Here is an 18,484-nt window from a genome sequence, read left to right on the forward strand (position 1 = left end):
ATCAGCCCTTCATCCGATTGACGTCATCGACCGCGATCGTGCCGCGGCCACGGAAATAGATCACCAGGATCGCCAGCCCGATCGCCGCTTCGCCCGCGGCGACGGTCAGCACGAACATCGCGAAGATCTGGCCGACCAGATCGTGGAGGTATGCCGAGAAGGCGACAAGGTTGAGGTTCACCGCGAGCAGGATCAGCTCGATCGCCATCAGGATGACGATGAGGTTCTTCCGGTTGAGGAAGATGCCGAGCACGCCCATCGTGAACAGGATCGCCGCGACGACGAGGTAATGCGTCAACCCAATCACAGCTGGACCCCCTGCCCGACCGGCGGCTGGACGTTGCGCGTCGCATCCTGCGGACGGCGTGCGTTCTGGCGGCTGATGTTCTGCCCCTTCACGCCGCCGCGCTGGCGATGCGTCAGCACGATCGCGCCGATCATCGCGACGAGCAGGACGAAGCCCGCCGCCTCGAACACGAACAGATAGCGCGTGTAGAGCAGCTGCCCCATCGCCTGGATGTTGGGCACGTTGCCGTCGATCGGCGCGATGCGCTGGCTGATCTTGAGGCCGCCGGCGCTCCACGCACCGATGCCGATCAGGATCTCCGCCGCCAGCGCGACGGCGAGTGCCAGGCCCAGCGCCGCATAGCGCGCGACGCCGGCGCGCAGCTGCGCGACCTCGATGTCGAGCATCATGACGACGAACAGGAACAGCACCGCGACCGCGCCGACATAGACGATGACGAGCAGCATCGCGATGAACTCGGCGCCGACGAGCACCATCAGCCCCGCCGCGTTGAAGAAGGCGAGGATCAGCCACATCACCGAATGCACCGGGTTGCGCGACGATATCGTCATCGCGGCCGACCCGATCACGATGATCGCGAAGAGATAGAAGGCTATGGCCTGGATCACGGCAGCACCGTCACCCCAGCGAACGCTGGGGTCTTTCCGAGCTTGAGCGCGCGCTTGCGGCACGAGATCCCAGCGTCCGCTGGGATGACGATGAGGGGGCGATTCATGCGCACGCGCCTACCGATACGGCGCATCGGCGGCAAGGTTCGCCGCGATCGCGCTTTCCCAGCGGTCGCCGTTGTCGAGCAGCTTGGCCTTGTCGTAGATCAGCTCCTCGCGCGTCTCGGTCGCATATTCGTAGTTCGGCCCCTCGACGATCGCGTCGACCGGGCACGCTTCCTGACACAGGCCGCAATAGATGCACTTGGTCATGTCGATGTCGTAGCGCGTCGTGCGACGGCTGCCGTCGTCACGCGGCTCGGCCTCGATCGTGATCGCCTGCGCCGGGCACACCGCCTCGCACAGCTTGCACGCGATGCAGCGTTCCTCGCCGTTGGGATAGCGGCGCAGCGCATGCTCGCCGCGGAAGCGCGGAGACACCGGGTTGCGCTCGAACGGATAGTTGATCGTCGCCTTAGGCTTGAAGAAATAGCGTAACGTGAGGGCGTGTGCCTTCACGAACTCCCACAGCGTAAACGACTTGATGATCTGTGCGACGCTCAAGACCCAAACCCCAATATTCGGTCGATCGATACGACCGTCAATCCGATGACGACGCCGCCAAGCGCACGCCGATACACTGCCTGCGGCTCGAACCCGTGGCCCGCCAGCCAGGCGGAGACGTGGCTCACAGCCCGACCCGATGGATCATCAGCACACCCGACACCAGGAACACCCAGAACAGCGACAGCGGCAGGAACACCTTCCACCCCAGCCGCATCAGCTGGTCGTAGCGGTAGCGCGGCACGGTCGCCTTGATCCAGCTGAACACGAAGAAGAAGAACAGGATCTTGGCGAACAGCCAGATGATCCCCGGCACGTAATAGAGCGGCGCCCAGTCGATCGGCGGCAGCCAGCCGCCCCAGAAGAGCGTCGCGTTGAGCGCGCACATCAGCAGCACGTTGGCATATTCGCCGAGCCAGAAGAGCGCGAAGCTCATCGAGCTGTATTCGGTCTGGTAGCCGGCGACGAGCTCGCTCTCCGCCTCGGTCAAATCGAACGGCGCGCGCTGCGTTTCGGCGAGCGCCGAGATCAGGAACACCACGGCCATTGGGAACAGCAAAGGATTGAACCCGAAGCCGTTGACCGGGAGGAAGCGGTAGATCGCGCGCTGCGCCTCGACGATGCCCGACAGGTTGAACGTCCCTGCCCACAGCACGACCGAGATCAGCACGAAGCCGATCGCGACCTCGTAGCTGACCATCTGCGCGGCGGCACGCAGCGCCGAGTAGAAGGGGTATTTCGAGTTCGACGCCCAGCCCGACAGGATGATGCCGTAGACGCCGAGGCTCGACGCGGCGAGCACGTAGAGCAGGCCGACGTTGATATCGGCAAGCACCACGCCCGCCTGGAACGGGATCACCGCCCAGACGATCAGCGCGACGGTGAAGGTGATGATCGGCGCGAGCAGGAACAGCACGCGGTTCGCTGCCGCGGGCACGATGGTTTCCTGCAGGAACACCTTGAGGCCGTCGGCGAACGACTGGAGCAGACCGAACGGCCCGACCACGTTGGGCCCGCGACGCAGCGCCATCGCCGCCCAGATCTTGCGATCGGCGTAGATGATCATCGCCACCGCCAGCATCAGCGGCAGCGCGATGACCAGGATGCCGACGATCGTCGCGACGAACCACGCCCAATCGTAGGACATACCGACGGTATGATTGAAGAAGTCGGTCACTCCGCGGCCTCCGCGAACGTCTCGCCATGAACGAGTTCGGCCGAGCAGCGCTGCATCGTCGGCGATGCGCGGCAGATGGCGTTGGTCAGATAGAAATCCTTGATCGGATAGCCGGCAAGCTCGCCCAGCCCAGCCGTGCCGAGCGCCGGCGGGCTCCAGTCGAACGTCGCGACCTGGCCGATGTTGCGCAGCGCCGGTATTTCGGTCGCCATCGCCTCGCGCAGCCCGGCGAGCGTGTCGAAGGGCAGCGTCTGACCGAGCACGTCGGACAAGGCACGGAAGATCGCCCATTCCTCGCGCGCGTCGCCGGGAGCGAAGACCGCCCGCTCGCCGCGCTGGACACGGCTCTCGAGATTGACCCAAGTGCCCGACTTCTCGGCATAGGTCGCGCACGGCAGGATCACGTCGGCATGATGCGCGCCCTTGTCGCCATGATGGCCGACATAGACCTTGAACCCGCCGAACTTCGTGAAGTCGACTTCGTCGGCACCGAGGAAGAAGGTGACCGCGGCGTCGGCGCAATCGGCGATACCGCCCTTTTGCGCATAGCCGAGCATCAGTCCGCCCATCCGGCTCGCCGCCATGTGGACGACGTTGAAGCCGTTCCAGCCATCGCGCACGAGATTGAATTGCTTGGCGAAGGCGAGCGCGGCCCCATGGCCGCCCTTCAAAGCGCCACCGCCGACGATGACCATCGGCTTCTCGGCGTCGGTGAACAGATTGGCGACCGTCTCGGGCAGATTGCCGAGCAGCGACAGATCGGCGCCGAGCCATTCGACCTTGTAGGTCAGCTCGGTCTCCGGCCCGATTGCAAAGACCTTCGCGCCCTTCTTGATCGCCTTGCGCACGCGGGTGTTCACCAGCGGCGCTTCCCAGCGGAGGTTGGTGCCGACCAGCAGGATCGCATCGGCCTCTTCGACGCCGGCGATCGTCGTGTTGAAATTGACCGCGGCGAGGCTGGACGTGTCATAGTCCATGCCGGTCTGGCGGCCTTCGAGCTTGGTCGAACCAAGCTTCGCGAGCAGCGCCTTGGCGGCGTACATGCTTTCGCAATCGGCAAGGTCGCCGGCGATCGCGGCGACATTCGCGCCGGCGGCATCGACCCTGGTCTTGATGACCGCGAACGCCTCGTCCCAGCTGACCGGCGCAAGCTTGCCGTCACGACGGACATACGGGCGGTCGAGGCGACGGCGGACGAGGCCGTCGACATGGTGGCGCGTCTTGTCGTGCGCCCATTCCTCGTTGACGTCCTCGTTGATCCGGGGAACGCACCGCAGCACCTGACGGCCGCGGCTGTCGAGGCGTATGTTGGTGCCGACCGCGTCCTGCACGTCGATCGTCAGCGTCTTCTTGAGCTCCCACGGCCGCGCTTCATAGGCATAGGGCTTCGACGTCAGGGCGCCCACCGGGCAAAGATCGACGACGTTGCCAGAGAGTTCGCTCGTCACCGCCTGTTCGAGGTAGCTGGTGATCTGCATGTCCTCGCCGCGGTAGATCGCGCCGATCTCCTCGACCCCGGCGACTTCCTCGGCGAAACGCACGCAGCGGGTGCACTGGATGCAGCGGGTCATGATCGTCTTGACGATCGGACCCATGTACTTCTCGGTCACCGCCCGCTTGTTCTCGGTGTAGCGGCTATGGCCCTTGCCATAGGCGACCGACTGGTCCTGCAGGTCGCATTCGCCACCCTGATCGCAGATCGGGCAGTCGAGCGGATGGTTGATGAGCAGGAACTCCATCACGCCCTCGCGGGCGTTCTTCACCATCGGCGAAGTCGTGAACACTTCCTGATTGTCCGCGGCGGGTAGCGCGCACGACGCCTGCGGCTTGGGAGGCCCCGGCTTCACCTCGACGAGGCACATGCGGCAATTGCCGGCGATCGACAGCCGCTCGTGATAGCAGAAGCGCGGGATTTCCTTCCCCGCGGCCTCGCACGCCTGGAGCACGGTCGCTCCCTGCGGCACCTCGACTTCGATCCCGTCTACTTTCAGCTTAGGCATTCGTCATCTTTCGCTTGGCCGCCGTCAGCCGGTAAAGCGGTTCTGCAATCATTCCACGAACAATCGATTTACTCAGGCTCAGCGTGCGCCCCTTTGTTGCGCACGCTGATAGCGCCGGAACAAGGGCAGTTATCGCCGTGCCTTCAGCAACGCTCGCCACTTCCGCGCCCAGCAGGGTTCGGGCCTCCGCCGGAGCCTTACGAACGACGCAATCTCCGATATCCATTTGAAGGCTGTACCGCGCCGCCTCCGCGTTCCCAGAAACATCGCCAACAGGATAAGAGATTGTCGGAACACCGTCGAAAGTCGCCGGCGCACTGTGTACGAATTCCTTCAGGTAGAACGCCTCGAATAATCCGCCACGCATTAGTGTAGGCTTAAACTTGAGCGAGATCCCACCCACGTCATCACTCGGCAAACAACCCGAGTCATTTAGGGCAATCATCTTCGCGTTCGCCTGTGGCGAACCAACAGGCATATCCATGACAGGGCGAAGCTTATAACCTAGCCGATTTATTAAACACGAAGTATAAGCCGCCATCGTACGGCGAGATTCATCAATGTTTGCCGGGTTCGGTTCTGCAACCAGTATCGCGAGCAATGGCAACATTACTCCGCCGCCTCCTGCATCGGCGCCAGCCCGCCGCAGCTACGTTCGTTGATCCGGCGCTCTAGTTCGGGGCGGAAATGCCTGATGAGGCCCTGGATCGGCCACGCCGCGGCATCGCCGAGCGCGCAGATCGTGTGGCCCTCGACCTGCTTGGTCACCTGATGCAGCGTGTCGATCTCGGCGATTTCGGCGTCGCCGGTACGCAGGCGTTCCATCACGCGCCACATCCAGCCGGTGCCTTCGCGGCAGGGCGTGCACTGGCCGCAGCTCTCGTGCTTGTAGAAATACGAGATGCGGCTGATCGCGCGGACGATGTCGGTCGACTTGTCCATCACGATCACCGCCGCGGTGCCGAGGCCCGAGCCGACCGCCTTCAGACCGTCGAAGTCCATCGGCGCGTCGATGATGTCCTTTGCCGGCACCAGCGGCACCGACGATCCGCCCGGAATCACCGCGAGCAGATTGTCCCAGCCACCGCGGATGCCGCCGCAATGCGTTTCGATCAGCTCGCGGAAGGTGAGGCCCATCGCATCCTCGACGACGCATGGGCGATTCACATGGCCGCTGATCTGGTAGAGTTTGGTGCCCTTGTTGTTCTCGCGCCCGAAGCTCGAGAACCACGACGCGCCGCGCCGCAGGATCGTCGGCGCGACCGCGATCGATTCGACGTTGTTGACCGTCGTCGGGCAGCCGTAGAGGCCCGCGCCGGCCGGAAACGGCGGCTTCAGGCGCGGCTGCCCCTTCTTGCCTTCGAGGCTTTCGAGCATCGCGGTCTCTTCGCCGCAGATGTAGGCCCCGGCCCCGCGGTGGACGAAGACGTCGAAGTCATAGCCCGAACCGCTGGCATTCTTGCCGATCAGCCCGGCGTCATACGCCTCGGCGACCGCGGCAAACAGCGTCTCCGCCTCGCGGATATATTCGCCGCGGATGTAGATGTAGGCGGCGCGCGCGCGCATCGCGAAACCGGCGATCAGCGCGCCCTCGATCAGCTTGTGCGGATCGTGGCGGATGATCTCGCGGTCCTTGCACGAACCGGGCTCGGATTCGTCGGCGTTGATGACGAGGAAGTTCGGCCGGTCGGCCTTGGGCTCCTTCGGCATGAACGACCATTTCGTCCCCGTCGGGAAGCCCGCGCCGCCACGGCCGCGCAAACCGCTCGCCTTGATGACGTCGATGATCGCGTCCTGGCCGAGCGCCATCAGCGCCTTGGTATTGTCCCAGTCGCCACGCTTCATCGCCGCCGGCAGGTTCCAGGGCTGGAACCCGTAGACGTTGGTGAAGATGCGGTCCTTGTCAGCCAGCATCAGGCCCACTCGCTCCGGTAATCGTGGTTGGCGTCGACCATCGCGGTCAGCGTCGTCGGGCCGCCTTCGGGGCAGCTGGTCTGGCGACCGATCGTCGAGCCGGTCTTCGGCTGTTCGCCCTTGGCCAGCGCCTCAAGCACCGCGACGGTGCGGTCATAGTCGAGGTCTTCGTAATTGTCGTCGTTGATCTGGACCATCGGCGCGTTCGCGCAGGTGCCGAGGCACTCGACCTCGGTCAGCGTGAACAGGCCGTCTGGCGTCGTGCCGCCCTTGACCAGCCCGCGGTTCTTGCACGCGGCGAGCACGTCGTCCGACCCGCGCAGCATGCACGGCGTCGTGCCGCAGACCTGCACATGATAGCGGCCGACCGGCGCGAGGTTGAACATCGTGTAGAAGGTCGCGACCTCGAACACGCGCATGTACGGCACGCCGATCTGACGGGCGACGAACTCGATCACCGGCACGGGCAGCCAGCCTTGCGTCTGCGTCTCAGCGCCGACCTGGCGCTGGGCGAGGTCGAGAAACGGGATCGACGCGGACTGCTCGCGACCCTTGGGATAGCGCGCGAGGATCTCGTTCGCCTTCTTCTGGTTGTCATCGTTCCACGCGAAGCCGCCCCAGCGGGCGCGGGTTTCGGCTTCATCGGGGATCTGTGCTGCTTCGGCCATTAGCGGTGATCCACCAAATCGAGACGCCGTTCGACGCGGCCCAACCGTTCCTCGACGCGGTCCAGCCGCCTGTTCAAACCCGTCATCTGCAAGAGCATGTTACCCAGATGTTCGTCTGTTGCGGTTGCCCGCGCTTTCAGTTCGCCAATGTCGAAGCGTACTTCGGTCATATCGGCCTGAAGTTTCTGCAAGACGGCATAGATGAGGTCGTTCGTTACCGGTTCAGGCATGACCCACCCCCAGCTCCTTTTGCCGCACGCAATCAGCGCGCATATTCACCGGTCGCACTCACCGAACACAATATCCATCGCGCCGAGGATCGCGGTCGTATCGGCCAGCATGTGGCCGCGGCTCATGAAGTCCATTGCCTGAAGGTGGCTGAACGCGGTCGGGCGGATCTTGCAGCGATACGGCTTGTTCGACCCGTCGGAGACGAGGAACACACCGAATTCGCCCTTGGGGCTCTCGGTCGCGACATACACTTCGCCGGCGGGGACGTGATAGCCCTCGGTGTAGAGCTTGAAGTGATGGATCAGCGCTTCCATCGACTGCTTCATCTCGGCGCGTTTGGGCGGCACCACCTTGCGGTCGGACGAGGCGATCGGCCCCTCCGGCATGTCGCGCAGGCACTGTTTCATGATCCGCGCCGACTGGCGGACCTCCTCCACGCGCACCATGAAGCGGTCATAGCAATCGCCCTTGGTGCCGACCGGGATGTCGAACTCCATGCGATCGTAGACGTCATAGGGCTGCGACTTGCGCAGGTCCCACGGGATGCCCGCGGCGCGGATCATCGGCCCGGAGAAGCCCCAGGCGATCGCGTCTTCGCGGCTGACCACGGCGATGTCGACGTTGCGCTGCTTGAAGATGCGGTTGTCGGCGACCAGCGAAATCGCATCCTCGAACAGGCGCGGCAGGCGCGTATCGAGCCAGTCGGCGATGTCGGTCAGCAGCTTCAGCGGTACGTCCTGATGAACGCCGCCCGGCCGCATGTAATTGTGGTGCATGCGCGCGCCCGAGGCACGCTCGAGGAAATTGTAGCAATCCTCGCGGATCTCGAACAGCCACAGGTTCGGCGTCATCGCGCCGACGTCCATGACGTGGCTGCCGAGGTTGAGCATGTGGTTCGAGATGCGCGTCAGCTCGGCGAAGAAGACGCGCAGATACTGGGCGCGGATCGGCACCTCGATATCGAGCAATTTCTCGATCGCGAGTACGAACGTATGCTCCATGCACATCGGCGAGCAGTAATCGAGGCGATCGAAATAGGGGATCGCCTGCGCATAGGTCTTGTATTCGATCAGCTTCTCGGTGCCGCGATGCAGCAGGCCGACGTGCGGATCGATCCGTTCGATGATCTCGCCGTCCAACTCCATCACCAGCCGCAGCACGCCGTGCGCCGCCGGGTGCTGGGGACCGAAGTTGATCGTGTAATTCTGGATAGTGACGTCACCGGTCGTCGGATCGGCCGCGTCGGTGACGTGCATCAGCTCATCGACATAGTCGCTCACTGGTTCTGTCCTCCACCCTTGGTCGGCACGACGTCCGAATCCCTGGGCTTGTCCTGCCGCTGGTTGCCGGGGTCGGGTTCGCCGGCGCCGGTCTGCGCGGTGCTGTCGGTCGTCTTGGGTTCGTGCGTCGTGCTGCCTGCCTGCGGCTTCGACGGCGCATCGGCCTTGACGATTTCGTCCGCCTTCAGCGGCGTCGGCGCACCCTTGGCTTCGGGGACCATACCCTTCTCATCGCCGGGGAGCACGTATTGCGCGCCTTCCCAAGGGGATTGGAAGTCGAAGTTGCGGAAGTCCTGCGCCAGCTGCACCGGCTGATAGACGACGCGCTTCGCTTCTTCCGAATAGCGCATCTCGACGAAACCGCTGAGCGGGAAGTCCTTGCGCTGCGGATGGCCGCGGAAGCCATAGTCGGTCAGGATGCGGCGCAGGTCGGCGTTGCCGGCGAACAGCACGCCGTACATGTCGTACACCTCACGCTCCAGCCAGCCGGCGACCGGCCAGATGCCCGTGACCGACGGCACCGGCTTCACGTCGTCGGTGGAGACGTGGACATGGAGGCGATGGTTACGCGTCAGCGACAGCAGGCAATAGACGACTTCGAACCGCTCGGGGCGATCCGGATAGTCGACGCCGGCGATCTCCATCAGCTGCTGGTATTCGAGGCCCGGCGTGTCGCGCAGCGCGGTGAGCACGGTGACGATCGCGTCACGCTCGACGTAGAGCGCGACCTCGCCGACCTGATCGACCGCGTCGATCAGCGCCGTGCCGAGCGTGGCGCGGACGGCCTCGATCGTCTCGCCGTTGAGGTCGGCGGCCCATGCGGGTGCGGGTGCCCTCACCGTTCGATGCTCCCCGAACGGCGGATCTTCCGCTGCAGCTGCATGATGCCGTACAGCAATGCTTCGGCGGTCGGCGGGCAGCCAGGGACGTAGATGTCGACCGGCACGACGCGGTCACAACCGCGCACCACCGAATAGCTGAAATGGTAATAGCCGCCGCCATTGGCGCAGCTGCCCATCGAGATGACGTATTTCGGCTCCGACATCTGGTCGTAGACCTTGCGAAGTGCGGGCGCCATCTTGTTGCAGAGCGTGCCGGCGACGATCATCACGTCCGACTGGCGCGGGGACGCGCGCGGCGCGGCGCCGAAACGCTCGAGGTCGTAGCGCGGCATGTTGACGTGGATCATCTCGACCGCGCAGCAGGCGAGGCCGAAGGTCATCCACCACAACGAGCCGGTACGCGCCCACTGGAACAGGTCCTCGGTCGAGGTGACGAGGAAGCCCTTGTCGGTCAGTTCGCCGTTGAGGCTGTCGAAGAAACCCTGATCGGGCGGCACCAGCGACGTGGCAGCGGCCGAGCGATCGAGTTCCACTGGCGTAGACGTAAGGGTCATTCCCAATCCAACGCTCCCTTCTTCCAGGCATAGACGAGGCCGAGAGCCAGCTCGCCGATGAAGATCATCATCGAGATCCATGCGGTCCAGCCGATGGAGAAAACCGAGACTGCCCAAGGATATAGGAAGGCGGCTTCGAGATCGAAGATGATGAACAGGATCGCGATCAGATAAAAGCGCACGTCGAACTGGCTGCGCGGATCCTCGAACGCGGGGAAGCCGCACTCGTATTCGGACAATTTCTGCTCATTGGGCTTGGCCGCGCCGGTCAGCCTGGCGACCAGCATCGGCAGGAACACGAACGCGCTCGACAGCGCGATCGCGACGCTCAGGAACAGCAGGATAGGCAGGTATTGCGACAGGTCTACCAAAGGGCTTCTCGCAGGTGCGAAGGATGTGGGGTCGCTTTAGGCCCGTGGGGGGGCACGGGCAAGGCCGCGAGGGTGTGAGAATCACTCGCAATTAACGGGCGTCGTGCACTCACCCTCACCCCGCGGCGCTGCGCGCCTTGCCCCTCTCCCAGCGGGAGAGGGGAGAGACGGCGCAGCCGTCGATGGGGTGAGGGTGAGGGCGATGCAGGCGCTTAACGCAGCGCGCCGGCCACCAGCTTGTGCAGCTTGACGTGCAACCCGTCGTTCGCGGCAAGGAACTCGTTGCGCTCCATCGGCTTGTCGCCGCCACGGAAGTCGGTGACGTAGCCGCCGGCTTCCTTGACCAGCAGCATGCCCGCCGCGGTGTCCCATGGCTTCAGCCCCGATTCCCAATAGCCGTCGAATCGCCCCGCCGCGACCCACGCGAGGTCGAGCGCTGCGGCGCCGAAACGGCGGATGCCGGCGACCTCGGGGGCGATCGCACCGAAGATGCGGCTCCACTGGACGAAATCGCCATGGCCGAGGAACGGGATACCGGTGGCGATCAGCGCGTCCGACAGGTCGCGGCGCGCCGAGACGCGCAGGCGCTGATCGGTGTGCCACGCGCCGCGGCCCTTCTCCGCCCAGAAGCTCTCGTCGGTGATCGGCTGGTAGACGAGGCCGGTGGTGATCTCGCGCTTGCCCGACGGAGTCGGCTCCTCGACCGCGATCGAGATGGCGAAATGCGGGATGCCGTGGAGGAAGTTGGTCGTGCCATCCAAGGGATCGATGATGAAGCGCGGCTTGTTGGGATCGCCCGCGACCTCACCGCCCTCTTCCATCAGGAAGCCCCAGTCGGGACGGGCGCGGCGCAGTTCCTCGAACAGCGTCTGCTCGGCGCGCTTATCGGCGATCGAGACGAAGTCCGCGGGGCCCTTGCGGCTGACCTGCAGGTTCTGGACCTCGTTGAAGTCGCGGCGCAGCGCGGTGCCGGCCTTGCGGGCGGCGCGCTCGATGACGGTGAAGAGGCCGGAATGGCTGGGCATGGGGCAATCTCTTTACCCCTCTCCCGGCGGGAGAGGGAGGGGCCCGCCGCCGTCAGGCGGTGGGAGGGTGAGGTCGGGTAAAGGCCCTGCCCTCACCCGACCTCGCTACGCTCGGCCACCCTCTCCCAAAGGGAGAGGGATATTCGATCAATCCGCGCGCCTTACGTACGTCTGCTCGTACACGTCGACGACGATCTTCGTCCCCGCGCCGATGTGCGGCGGGACCATGACGCGCACGCCGTTGTCGAGGATCGCGGGCTTGTAGCTCGACGAGGCGGTCTGCCCCTTCACGACGGCGTCGGCCTCGACGATCATCGCCTCGATCGTGCTCGGCAGCTCGACCGAGATCGGGCGTTCGTCGTAGAGTTCGAGGACCACGTCCATGCCGTCCTGCAGGAAGGCGGCGGCATCGCCGAGGATGCCGGCGTCGAGCGTGATCTGCTCGTAATTGTCCTTGTCCATGAAGGTCAGTGCCTCGCCGTCGCGGAACAGGAACTGGAAATCCTTGGTGTCGAGGCGGACGCGCTCGACCGTCTCGGCGGAGCGGAAGCGGACGTTGTTCTTGCGGCCGTCGATCAGGTTCTTCATCTCGACCTGCATGTACGCGCCGCCCTTGCCGGGCTGCGTGTGCTGGATCTTGACGGCGCGCCAGATGCCGCCCTCATATTCGATGATGTTGCCGGGACGGATGTCCACGCCGCTGATCTTCATGGATCTGAACCTATTGGAAAGAGCGAGATGGGCGCGGCGCTAGCGCACGCCCGGTGGCGCCCCTTTATCGCCCCCGCGCGCGGGCGGCAAGCATGGGGTAGGGATCGACGTCCTCGCCCTGATACCAGCGCTCGCCCGGCCGCATCCGCTGCATGCCGAAATGGAGGTGGTAATTGCCCTGCCCCGCGTCGCCGGTGTCGCCGACGTTGCCGATCTGCTGACCGGCGCGGACCGGCTGTCCTTCGCGAAGACCGGGGGCGTACGCGGCAAGGTGCGCGTAATAATAGATCCAGCGGCGATCCGTCGACCGGACATAGGCGGTGGTGCCACCGCGCACTGACCGGAAGAGCTTTTCGACCGTGCCGGACGCGGCGGCGATGACCGGCGTGCCCTGTGCGGCGGGGATGTCGGTGCCGTGATGGCCGCGCGTGCCGCCGCCGCGGGGGTCGCCCCAGCTGTCGACGATCGTCTCGCGGCGGACGCCGGCTACGGGGACGACGAGCGGGCCGGCCGTCGTTTCCGCCGGTGGGGGCGGAGGGGTATCGACCCGCGTCATGCGGCGATCGGCGGTGCCGAAGCTGGTCATCGACACGAACGCAGCGGCGAACAGCAGCACGACGGCCAGGATGATCCAGCCGAGGCGGGTCATGCCGCCTGCCCGATACGCCCCGTCACCCCGGACGTGTTTCGGGGCCCACCCTGCGACTTGGCGCATCGGCAGGAGGCGCTAACGATCCGCATGCGGAGGGGTGGACCCCGGAACAAGTCCGGGGTGACGAGGGATATGCGGATAGTCCCTGCCCTCACGCCTGGAACACCGCCTTGGTCCCGGGCTTTACCATCTGTGCGAGGCGGGCGACGTCCCAGTTGGTCAGGCGGATGCAGCCGTGGCTTTCGGTGCGGCCGATCAGCTCGGGGTGCGGCGTGCCGTGGATGCCGTAATGCTCCTTCGACAGGTCGAGCCAGACAACGCCGACCGGGCCGTTCGGGCCCGGCGGCAGCATCTCCTTCTCATCGCCCTTCTTGGCATCCCAGAACAGCGCGGGATTGTAGTGGAATTTCGGGTTATAGTCGGCGCCGTAGATCTTCCACGTCCCCAGCGGCAACGGATCATGTTCGGAGCCCATCGTGGCGCTGAACTGCGCGATCAGGCGATCGTCCTTGTCGAGGACGCGCAGCACCTTGTCCGATTTGTCGACGACGATGTGATCGCCCACCGGCTGGTTGGCATCGACGTTGAGCATGTTCAGCGTCTGGCGCCAGTGATCGGGGAGCTTCGGATCGTAGGCGCGGCTGGCGGGCAGCGCGTTGGGGACGACGATCGTGTCGCCGACCCTGAGCCGCGTCGTCGGGCTGTTGAGCGCGATCAGCACCTCGGGCTGGGTGTGGAACATCTCCGCCAGTTTCTCCATCGGCGTGGCGTAGCCGAGGCTGGGGAGCTTGGCCTGTTCGCCGTAATCCTTGGGCAGCGGGTTGTAATAGGGACCGGCGAGCGCCTCGCGGGTCAGCACGAAGCGCGCGGTCGGGCGCTTGGCGCGATAGGGATAGAGCGCCTGCAGCGTCGCGGCATCGGGCTTGCCGGTGCGCGGCAGGCCCTTCGCCTCCTGAAAACCCTTGAGCGCGGCGGTCAGCGACTGGCCGCCCTTGCCGTCGAGCACGCCCGGTCCGAAGCCGAGCGAATCGAGGATGACCTGCACATGGAGGATATTGCGGTCGACCGGCGCGGCTTGCGCGGTCGCCGGAGCGGCGAGCGTGGCGCCCGCCAGGAGTGCCGTTGCGAGTAGCGCCTTCATTGCCGTTCCCTTTTACCGTTACGCTGGTGGATCAAACGGTCGGAAGGGCGTGGGGTTTCGTTGGGTCGCTCTATCCCTTCGTCACCCCGGACTTGTTCCGGGGTCCACTCTGCGGCGAGGCGCGGGGCTGGATGGGCGAGCGTGACGCTTGCGGCCCGGTGGACCCCGGAACAAGTCCGGGGTGACGGCGGACATATGGAGGGGTCAGCCCGCCAGGATTTCGGTGAACGCCTGTACCGCCGCGGCTTCGTCGCCGTTCCACACCGCGCCGGACACGGCGATGAAATCCGCGCCCGCCGCCACCAGCGGCGGCGCGTTGACGGGGGTGATGCCGCCGATCGCGACGCTGGGGAGTTCGAACATCGACGCCCACCACGACAGGATCGACGGATCGGGGCGGTGCTGCACGTCCTTGGTCGTGGTCGGGTAGAAGGCGCCGAAGGCGACGTAATCCGCCCCACCCTCGCCCGCTTCCATCGCGAGGTGGCGGCTGTCGTGGCAGGTCACGCCGATCTGCACGTTGGGGCCGAGCGCATCGCGTGCCTCGCGGGGATCACCATCGTCCTGGCCGAGGTGGACGCCGTCCGCGCCCAGCCGCTTGGCGAGCGCGATGCTGTCGTTGACGATGAAGGCGACCTCGCGGTCGGCGCAGATGCGCTGCAACGGCTCGGCGAGCGCTGCGGCGGCGTGCTGGTCGATGTCCTTGACGCGGAACTGGAACGCCGCGACCGGGCCGGCGTCGAGCGCGCGCGCCAGCCGATCGGGGAACGCGCCGCCGACGTCGAGCGGCGAGATCAGGTACAGCTGGCACGGCGGCCGCCGGTCGTTGCGCCGGAAATGCGCGGCGAAATCGGGATCGAGCGGGCCGAGGGGATCGTCTTCAGTCATCTCGCGCCCCTACAGGTCCGCGCCCGTTCCGACAACGCCGCCCCGGTGAAAGCGAGACCTTTGCAAAACTCCCGAGCCCCCCCCGGCTTCCGCCGGGGTGGCGCTTTGGATGGGGCGCATCGACCTTTGCAAACGTCCCGCGAACGTCGGAACGGCGCGGGGATCAGGCCGCTTCGCCCTTGTAGATGGCGATGATCTTGGCGAGCATCTCGAGCGCGTCCTCGCGGTTGCGCTGGAAGGTGTTGCGGCCGATGATCGAGCCGTTACCGCCGCCCGCCAGAATGTCGCGCGCGTCCTGATAGACCGCGTCGTTGCCCTTGGCGGCGCCGCCCGAGAAGACGACGATGCGGCGGCCGGCGAAGCTCGACTGCACCACATGCTTGACGCGATCCGACTGCTTGGACCAGTCGGTGCCCTCATAGGCCTTCTTCGCCTCGTCCTGCTCGATATGCGCAGTCGGCAGCTTCACCTTGATGATGTGCGCGCCGAGCAGCGCCGCCATGTGCGCGGCATAGGCGCCGACGTCGAGCGCGAGTTCGCCGTCCTTCGACAGCTTGCCGCCGCGCGGGTAGCTCCAGATGACGGTGGCGATGCCGACCGACTTGGCCTCTTCGCTGAGCTCGCGAATCTCTTCCATCTGCTCGAAGATGCCGTCCGAGCCGGGATAGATGGTGAAGCCGATCGCGGCGCAGCCGAGGCGCAGCGCGTCCGAGACGCTGGCGGTCACCGCCTGGTCGATGCTGGTCGCCCAGCTGTTCGAGCTGTTGACCTTGAGGATCGTCGGGATCTGGCCCGCGAAGGTGTCGGCGCCCGCCTCGAGCGGCCCTAGGGGTGCGGCATAGGCCGACAGGCCGGCGTCGATCGCGATCTGGTAGTGGTAATGGGGGTCGTAGGCGGGCGGGTTGACCGCGAACGAGCGCGCGGGCCCGTGCTCGAAGCCCTGATCGACCGGCAGGATGACGAGCTTGCCGGTGCCGCCCAGCTTGCCCTGCATCAGGATGCGGGCGAGGTTGCCCTTCACCGCGGGGCTGGTGGCTTCATATTTGTCGAGGATCGCCTTGACGGCGGGGGTGACGGTGGTGGTCATCGGGTAGCTCCTTGGGGATCAGAAAAAAGGGTCAGAGCATCAGCCAGCGCCTGAGCGCCTGGTCGATCTGCTCCATGCGGGTGGGACTGGCGTGGCCGATCACCGCGGTGATGCGGTCGCGCGCAATGCTGGTGATACGGTCGACCTGCACCTCGCATTCGGCGGTCAGGCCATTGTGTTCGCGCGGCGACATGGCGACGCGGAACAGCGCCTCGCCGCCCATCACATTGGTCAGCGGACAGACGGTGACGGTCGCATGCGTGGCGTTGAACAAATCGGACTGGACGACGAGGCAAGGGCGCGCCGGCAGGCCATCGGGGCCGTCGACCAATACGATGCCGCCATGCTTCACTTCCACGCGGCGGCATCCTGCCAGAAGGCGGAATCGGTGGCGGCGTCGCGGCCCGAGGCGCGGGTCGACTGGCGGCGCGCCTCGCGGCGATACGCCTCGTCGTGGAGATCGACGTAGCGGCGGACGGCTTCGCGCGCGATGTCGCTCTTGCTGCGCCCCTGCGTGCGCGCGACCGCGGCGAGCCGCTCTTCCAATTCGCTGTCGAGTCGCACTCCGAGCATGCCGGCTCCTGTTTAACGCGTTTAACATACGGGCGTGGCCGCGTCGGATCAACCGCTTACGTGCGTGGATTGACGGGGACGCGATGACGCGGTTTTCTGCTGCCGGGGGGAGATCATCATGCGCCTGTTCCGTGTCGCCATCGCTGCAGCCCTGTTCGCGACCTCGGCCGCTGCGCCGCCGCCTGCCGAGAGCGGGCTGGTCGGCAAGGTCGCGCCCGATTTCGAGCTGACCTTGGTGGATGGCGGCAAGGTCAAGCTGTCCGAATTGCGCGGGCAGGTCGTCGTGCTTAATTTCTGGGCGACGTGGTGCGGGCCGTGCCGGCAGGAGCTGCCGCTGCTCGACAATTATTATCGGCTGACCCGGAAGCACGGGCTGCGCGTGTTCGCGATCGCGACCGAGGATTCGGTGCCCGCCTATCGAATGAAGCCGCTGTTCGCGGCGCTGGCGATCACCCCCGCCAAGCGGATCAGGGGCAAATATCCGCTGATCGGCAACGCGGTGCCGACCAACTATATCATCGATCGCGCCGGCGTCGTCCGCTACGCCAAGGCGGCGGCGCTCGAGCTCGACGACCTCAACGCCAATCTGGTGCCGCTGCTGCGCGAAGCGGCACCGTCCTGAGCCCTACCCCATCAGCGCCGCGACGCCGGGCAGGTCCTTGCCCTCCATCCATTCGAGGAACGCGCCGCCCGCGGTCGAGACGAAGGTGAAGCGGTCGGCGACACCCGCCTGGTTGAGCGCCGCGACGGTATCGCCGCCGCCGGCGACCGAGACGAGGCTGCCGTCCTGGGTCAGCGCCGCGGCGATGCGCGCGAGGCTGACGGTGGCGACGTCGAACGGCGGCGTCTCGAACGCGCCCATCGGGCCGTTCCACACCAACGTGCGGCAGTTCTTGAGCACGTCGCCCAGCGCCTCGACCGCGCTGGGGCCGACGTCGAGGATCATCTCGTCGGCGGCGACCTCGTGGACGTTGACGGTGCGTACCGGCGGATTGGCGCGGAATTCCTTCGCGACCACGACGTCGTACGGCAGGTGAACGGTGCAGTTCGCCTTGTCCGCCGCGTCGAGGATCTCCTCGGCGGTGCCGGTGAGATCGTGCTCGCACAGCGACTTGCCGACGTTCACGCCGCGCGCGGCGAGGAAGGTGTTGGCCATGCCGCCGCCGATGATGAGGTGATCGACGCGGGTGACGAGGTGCTTCAGCACGTCGAGCTTGCTCGACACCTTGGCGCCGCCGACCACGGCCGCTACGGGATGCTCGGGATTGCCGAGCGCTTTCTCCAGCGCGACGAGTTCGGCCTCCATCGCCCGGCCGGCGAAGGCGGGCAGGAGGTGCGCCAGCCCCTCCGTCGAGGCATGCGCGCGGTGCGCGGCGGAAAAGGCGTCGTTGACGTAAAGGTCGCCGAGTTTGGCAAATCGTTCAACAACTTGGGGGTCGTTCTTCTCTTCGCCGCCGAAGAAACGCGTGTTTTCAAGCACGGCGATGTCACCGGGCTGGAGCATGGCGACCGCGTCTTCCGCGCCCTCCCAATCGATGTAGCGGACGTCGCGGCCGAGCACGTTGCTGTACGGCCGGACGACCATGCTGAGCGACATGTCGGGGCTCGGCACGCCCTTGGGTCGCCCGAAATGCGCGAGGATCAGCACGATCGCGCCGCGGTCGGCGAGTTCGGTGACGGTCGGCAGCGTCGCGCGCAGCCGGGTGTCGTCGGTGACCGCGCCATCGGCCATCGGCACGTTCAGATCCTCGCGGACGAGCACGCGCTTGCCGCTGATCTCACCCATATCGTCGAGCGTCTTGAAGGCCTTGGTCACGGTTGCTTCCTTCATGTGTTAAAGCGGTGTGCGTTC

General features: G+C 65.7%; 23 protein-coding genes. 1 reads left to right on the top strand and 22 read right to left on the bottom strand.

Annotated elements, in window-relative coordinates:
• Position 1 precedes the first annotated feature (1 nt).
• The 21 genes from nuoK to M9979_RS00585 form a co-directional block, all read right to left on the bottom strand.
• Positions 2 to 307 carry an NADH-quinone oxidoreductase subunit NuoK gene (nuoK, locus tag M9979_RS00485; protein ID WP_163959071.1) on the bottom strand — a complete coding sequence of 102 codons (306 nt, stop codon included), beginning with the start codon at positions 305 to 307 and terminating at the stop codon, positions 2 to 4.
• Entirely contained in the window at positions 304 to 915 is a 612-nt protein-coding gene (locus tag M9979_RS00490) for an NADH-quinone oxidoreductase subunit J (protein ID WP_254287363.1), read from the bottom strand. The genes nuoK and M9979_RS00490 overlap by 4 nt, the downstream gene beginning before the upstream one ends.
• Positions 916 to 1,032: 117 nt before the next feature.
• On the bottom strand, positions 1,033 to 1,518 hold the full coding sequence (gene nuoI, locus M9979_RS00495) for an NADH-quinone oxidoreductase subunit NuoI (protein WP_254287364.1): 486 nt from the start codon (positions 1,516 to 1,518) through the stop codon (positions 1,033 to 1,035).
• A 124-nt stretch (positions 1,519 to 1,642) separates the two neighbouring features.
• The gene (gene nuoH / locus M9979_RS00500) at positions 1,643 to 2,665 is read right to left on the bottom strand and encodes an NADH-quinone oxidoreductase subunit NuoH (protein WP_254287541.1); all 1,023 of its coding nucleotides are present in this window, start codon (positions 2,663 to 2,665) and stop codon (positions 1,643 to 1,645) included.
• A 26-nt stretch (positions 2,666 to 2,691) separates the two neighbouring features.
• On the bottom strand, positions 2,692 to 4,695 hold the full coding sequence (gene nuoG, locus M9979_RS00505) for an NADH-quinone oxidoreductase subunit NuoG (RefSeq protein ID WP_254287365.1): 2,004 nt from the start codon (positions 4,693 to 4,695) through the stop codon (positions 2,692 to 2,694).
• Complete coding sequence (locus tag M9979_RS00510) at positions 4,688 to 5,305, bottom strand: hypothetical protein (protein ID WP_254287366.1); 618 nt, start codon at positions 5,303 to 5,305, stop codon at positions 4,688 to 4,690. Before M9979_RS00510 ends, nuoG begins: the two co-directional genes overlap by 8 nt.
• The gene (nuoF, locus tag M9979_RS00515; RefSeq protein ID WP_254287367.1) at positions 5,305 to 6,609 is read right to left on the bottom strand and encodes an NADH-quinone oxidoreductase subunit NuoF; all 1,305 of its coding nucleotides are present in this window, start codon (positions 6,607 to 6,609) and stop codon (positions 5,305 to 5,307) included. The genes M9979_RS00510 and nuoF overlap by 1 nt, the downstream gene beginning before the upstream one ends.
• Complete coding sequence (locus M9979_RS00520) at positions 6,609 to 7,277, bottom strand: complex I 24 kDa subunit family protein (RefSeq protein ID WP_254287368.1); 669 nt, start codon at positions 7,275 to 7,277, stop codon at positions 6,609 to 6,611. Before M9979_RS00520 ends, nuoF begins: the two co-directional genes overlap by 1 nt.
• Positions 7,277 to 7,507 (bottom strand): hypothetical protein, encoded by a 231-nt coding sequence (locus M9979_RS00525; RefSeq protein ID WP_254287369.1) that lies wholly within the window; start codon positions 7,505 to 7,507, stop codon positions 7,277 to 7,279. The genes M9979_RS00520 and M9979_RS00525 overlap by 1 nt, the downstream gene beginning before the upstream one ends.
• A 45-nt stretch (positions 7,508 to 7,552) precedes the next feature.
• A complete protein-coding gene (locus tag M9979_RS00530) occupies positions 7,553 to 8,764 on the bottom strand; it encodes an NADH-quinone oxidoreductase subunit D (RefSeq protein ID WP_254287542.1) in 1,212 nt (403 codons plus the stop codon).
• 20 nt (positions 8,765 to 8,784) lie between these two features.
• A complete protein-coding gene (locus M9979_RS00535; protein WP_254287370.1) occupies positions 8,785 to 9,627 on the bottom strand; it encodes an NADH-quinone oxidoreductase subunit C in 843 nt (280 codons plus the stop codon).
• Entirely contained in the window at positions 9,624 to 10,184 is a 561-nt protein-coding gene (locus tag M9979_RS00540; protein ID WP_254287371.1) for a NuoB/complex I 20 kDa subunit family protein, read from the bottom strand. Before M9979_RS00540 ends, M9979_RS00535 begins: the two co-directional genes overlap by 4 nt.
• Entirely contained in the window at positions 10,181 to 10,555 is a 375-nt protein-coding gene (gene ndhC, locus M9979_RS00545; protein ID WP_254287372.1) for an NADH-quinone oxidoreductase subunit A, read from the bottom strand. The genes M9979_RS00540 and ndhC overlap by 4 nt, the downstream gene beginning before the upstream one ends.
• Before the next feature lie 212 nt (positions 10,556 to 10,767).
• Positions 10,768 to 11,580 carry an inositol monophosphatase family protein gene (locus M9979_RS00550; RefSeq protein WP_254287373.1) on the bottom strand — a complete coding sequence of 271 codons (813 nt, stop codon included), beginning with the start codon at positions 11,578 to 11,580 and terminating at the stop codon, positions 10,768 to 10,770.
• Between the two features lie 147 nt (positions 11,581 to 11,727).
• The gene (gene efp / locus M9979_RS00555) at positions 11,728 to 12,291 is read right to left on the bottom strand and encodes an elongation factor P (RefSeq protein ID WP_254287374.1); all 564 of its coding nucleotides are present in this window, start codon (positions 12,289 to 12,291) and stop codon (positions 11,728 to 11,730) included.
• A 64-nt stretch (positions 12,292 to 12,355) separates the two neighbouring features.
• The gene (locus tag M9979_RS00560) at positions 12,356 to 12,940 is read right to left on the bottom strand and encodes a M23 family metallopeptidase (RefSeq protein WP_254287375.1); all 585 of its coding nucleotides are present in this window, start codon (positions 12,938 to 12,940) and stop codon (positions 12,356 to 12,358) included.
• Positions 12,941 to 13,094: 154 nt separating this feature from the next.
• Entirely contained in the window at positions 13,095 to 14,084 is a 990-nt protein-coding gene (locus M9979_RS00565) for a L,D-transpeptidase family protein (RefSeq protein ID WP_254287376.1), read from the bottom strand.
• Between the two features lie 204 nt (positions 14,085 to 14,288).
• On the bottom strand, positions 14,289 to 14,972 hold the full coding sequence (gene thiE / locus M9979_RS00570) for a thiamine phosphate synthase (protein ID WP_254287377.1): 684 nt from the start codon (positions 14,970 to 14,972) through the stop codon (positions 14,289 to 14,291).
• A gap of 163 nt (positions 14,973 to 15,135) precedes the next feature.
• Positions 15,136 to 16,059 carry a class I fructose-bisphosphate aldolase gene (locus M9979_RS00575; RefSeq protein WP_254287378.1) on the bottom strand — a complete coding sequence of 308 codons (924 nt, stop codon included), beginning with the start codon at positions 16,057 to 16,059 and terminating at the stop codon, positions 15,136 to 15,138.
• Between the two features lie 31 nt (positions 16,060 to 16,090).
• On the bottom strand, positions 16,091 to 16,417 hold the full coding sequence (locus M9979_RS00580; RefSeq protein ID WP_254287379.1) for a type II toxin-antitoxin system PemK/MazF family toxin: 327 nt from the start codon (positions 16,415 to 16,417) through the stop codon (positions 16,091 to 16,093).
• Complete coding sequence (locus tag M9979_RS00585; protein ID WP_254287380.1) at positions 16,408 to 16,632, bottom strand: ribbon-helix-helix protein, CopG family; 225 nt, start codon at positions 16,630 to 16,632, stop codon at positions 16,408 to 16,410. The genes M9979_RS00580 and M9979_RS00585 overlap by 10 nt, the downstream gene beginning before the upstream one ends.
• A gap of 118 nt (positions 16,633 to 16,750) precedes the next feature.
• Here M9979_RS00585 and M9979_RS00590 point away from each other — a divergent pair, with 118 nt between their 5' ends.
• Positions 16,751 to 17,254 carry a TlpA family protein disulfide reductase gene (locus M9979_RS00590; protein ID WP_277998322.1) on the top strand — a complete coding sequence of 168 codons (504 nt, stop codon included), beginning with the start codon at positions 16,751 to 16,753 and terminating at the stop codon, positions 17,252 to 17,254.
• 3 nt (positions 17,255 to 17,257) lie between these two features.
• Here the strand turns inward: M9979_RS00590 and M9979_RS00595 are convergent, their stop codons facing one another.
• A complete protein-coding gene (locus tag M9979_RS00595) occupies positions 17,258 to 18,448 on the bottom strand; it encodes a phosphoglycerate kinase (RefSeq protein ID WP_254287381.1) in 1,191 nt (396 codons plus the stop codon).
• Positions 18,449 to 18,484: the final 36 nt, after the last annotated feature.

This window comes from Sphingomonas liriopis, from assembly GCF_024211255.1.
Lineage (GTDB): Bacteria > Pseudomonadota > Alphaproteobacteria > Sphingomonadales > Sphingomonadaceae > Sphingomonas > Sphingomonas liriopis.

What these genes read in the sequence shown, in the direction of transcription:
- nuoH (WP_254287541.1), bottom strand. Translation starts at nt 2,665, where the DNA reads ATGTCCTACGATTGGGCGTGGTTCGTCGCGACGATCGTCGGCATCCTG.
- nuoG (WP_254287365.1), bottom strand. Translation starts at nt 4,695, where the DNA reads ATGCCTAAGCTGAAAGTAGACGGGATCGAAGTCGAGGTGCCGCAGGGA.
- M9979_RS00510 (WP_254287366.1), bottom strand. Translation starts at nt 5,305, where the DNA reads ATGTTGCCATTGCTCGCGATACTGGTTGCAGAACCGAACCCGGCAAAC.
- nuoF (WP_254287367.1), bottom strand. Translation starts at nt 6,609, where the DNA reads ATGCTGGCTGACAAGGACCGCATCTTCACCAACGTCTACGGGTTCCAG.
- M9979_RS00520 (WP_254287368.1), bottom strand. Translation starts at nt 7,277, where the DNA reads ATGGCCGAAGCAGCACAGATCCCCGATGAAGCCGAAACCCGCGCCCGC.
- M9979_RS00525 (WP_254287369.1), bottom strand. Translation starts at nt 7,507, where the DNA reads ATGCCTGAACCGGTAACGAACGACCTCATCTATGCCGTCTTGCAGAAA.
- M9979_RS00530 (WP_254287542.1), bottom strand. Translation starts at nt 8,764, where the DNA reads ATGCACGTCACCGACGCGGCCGATCCGACGACCGGTGACGTCACTATC.
- M9979_RS00540 (WP_254287371.1), bottom strand. Translation starts at nt 10,184, where the DNA reads ATGACCCTTACGTCTACGCCAGTGGAACTCGATCGCTCGGCCGCTGCC.
- M9979_RS00550 (WP_254287373.1), bottom strand. Translation starts at nt 11,580, where the DNA reads ATGCCCAGCCATTCCGGCCTCTTCACCGTCATCGAGCGCGCCGCCCGC.
- efp (WP_254287374.1), bottom strand. Translation starts at nt 12,291, where the DNA reads ATGAAGATCAGCGGCGTGGACATCCGTCCCGGCAACATCATCGAATAT.
- M9979_RS00560 (WP_254287375.1), bottom strand. Translation starts at nt 12,940, where the DNA reads ATGACCCGCCTCGGCTGGATCATCCTGGCCGTCGTGCTGCTGTTCGCC.
- M9979_RS00565 (WP_254287376.1), bottom strand. Translation starts at nt 14,084, where the DNA reads ATGAAGGCGCTACTCGCAACGGCACTCCTGGCGGGCGCCACGCTCGCC.
- thiE (WP_254287377.1), bottom strand. Translation starts at nt 14,972, where the DNA reads ATGACTGAAGACGATCCCCTCGGCCCGCTCGATCCCGATTTCGCCGCG.
- M9979_RS00575 (WP_254287378.1), bottom strand. Translation starts at nt 16,059, where the DNA reads ATGACCACCACCGTCACCCCCGCCGTCAAGGCGATCCTCGACAAATAT.
- M9979_RS00585 (WP_254287380.1), bottom strand. Translation starts at nt 16,632, where the DNA reads ATGCTCGGAGTGCGACTCGACAGCGAATTGGAAGAGCGGCTCGCCGCG.
- M9979_RS00590 (WP_277998322.1), top strand. Translation starts at nt 16,751, where the DNA reads ATGCGCCTGTTCCGTGTCGCCATCGCTGCAGCCCTGTTCGCGACCTCG.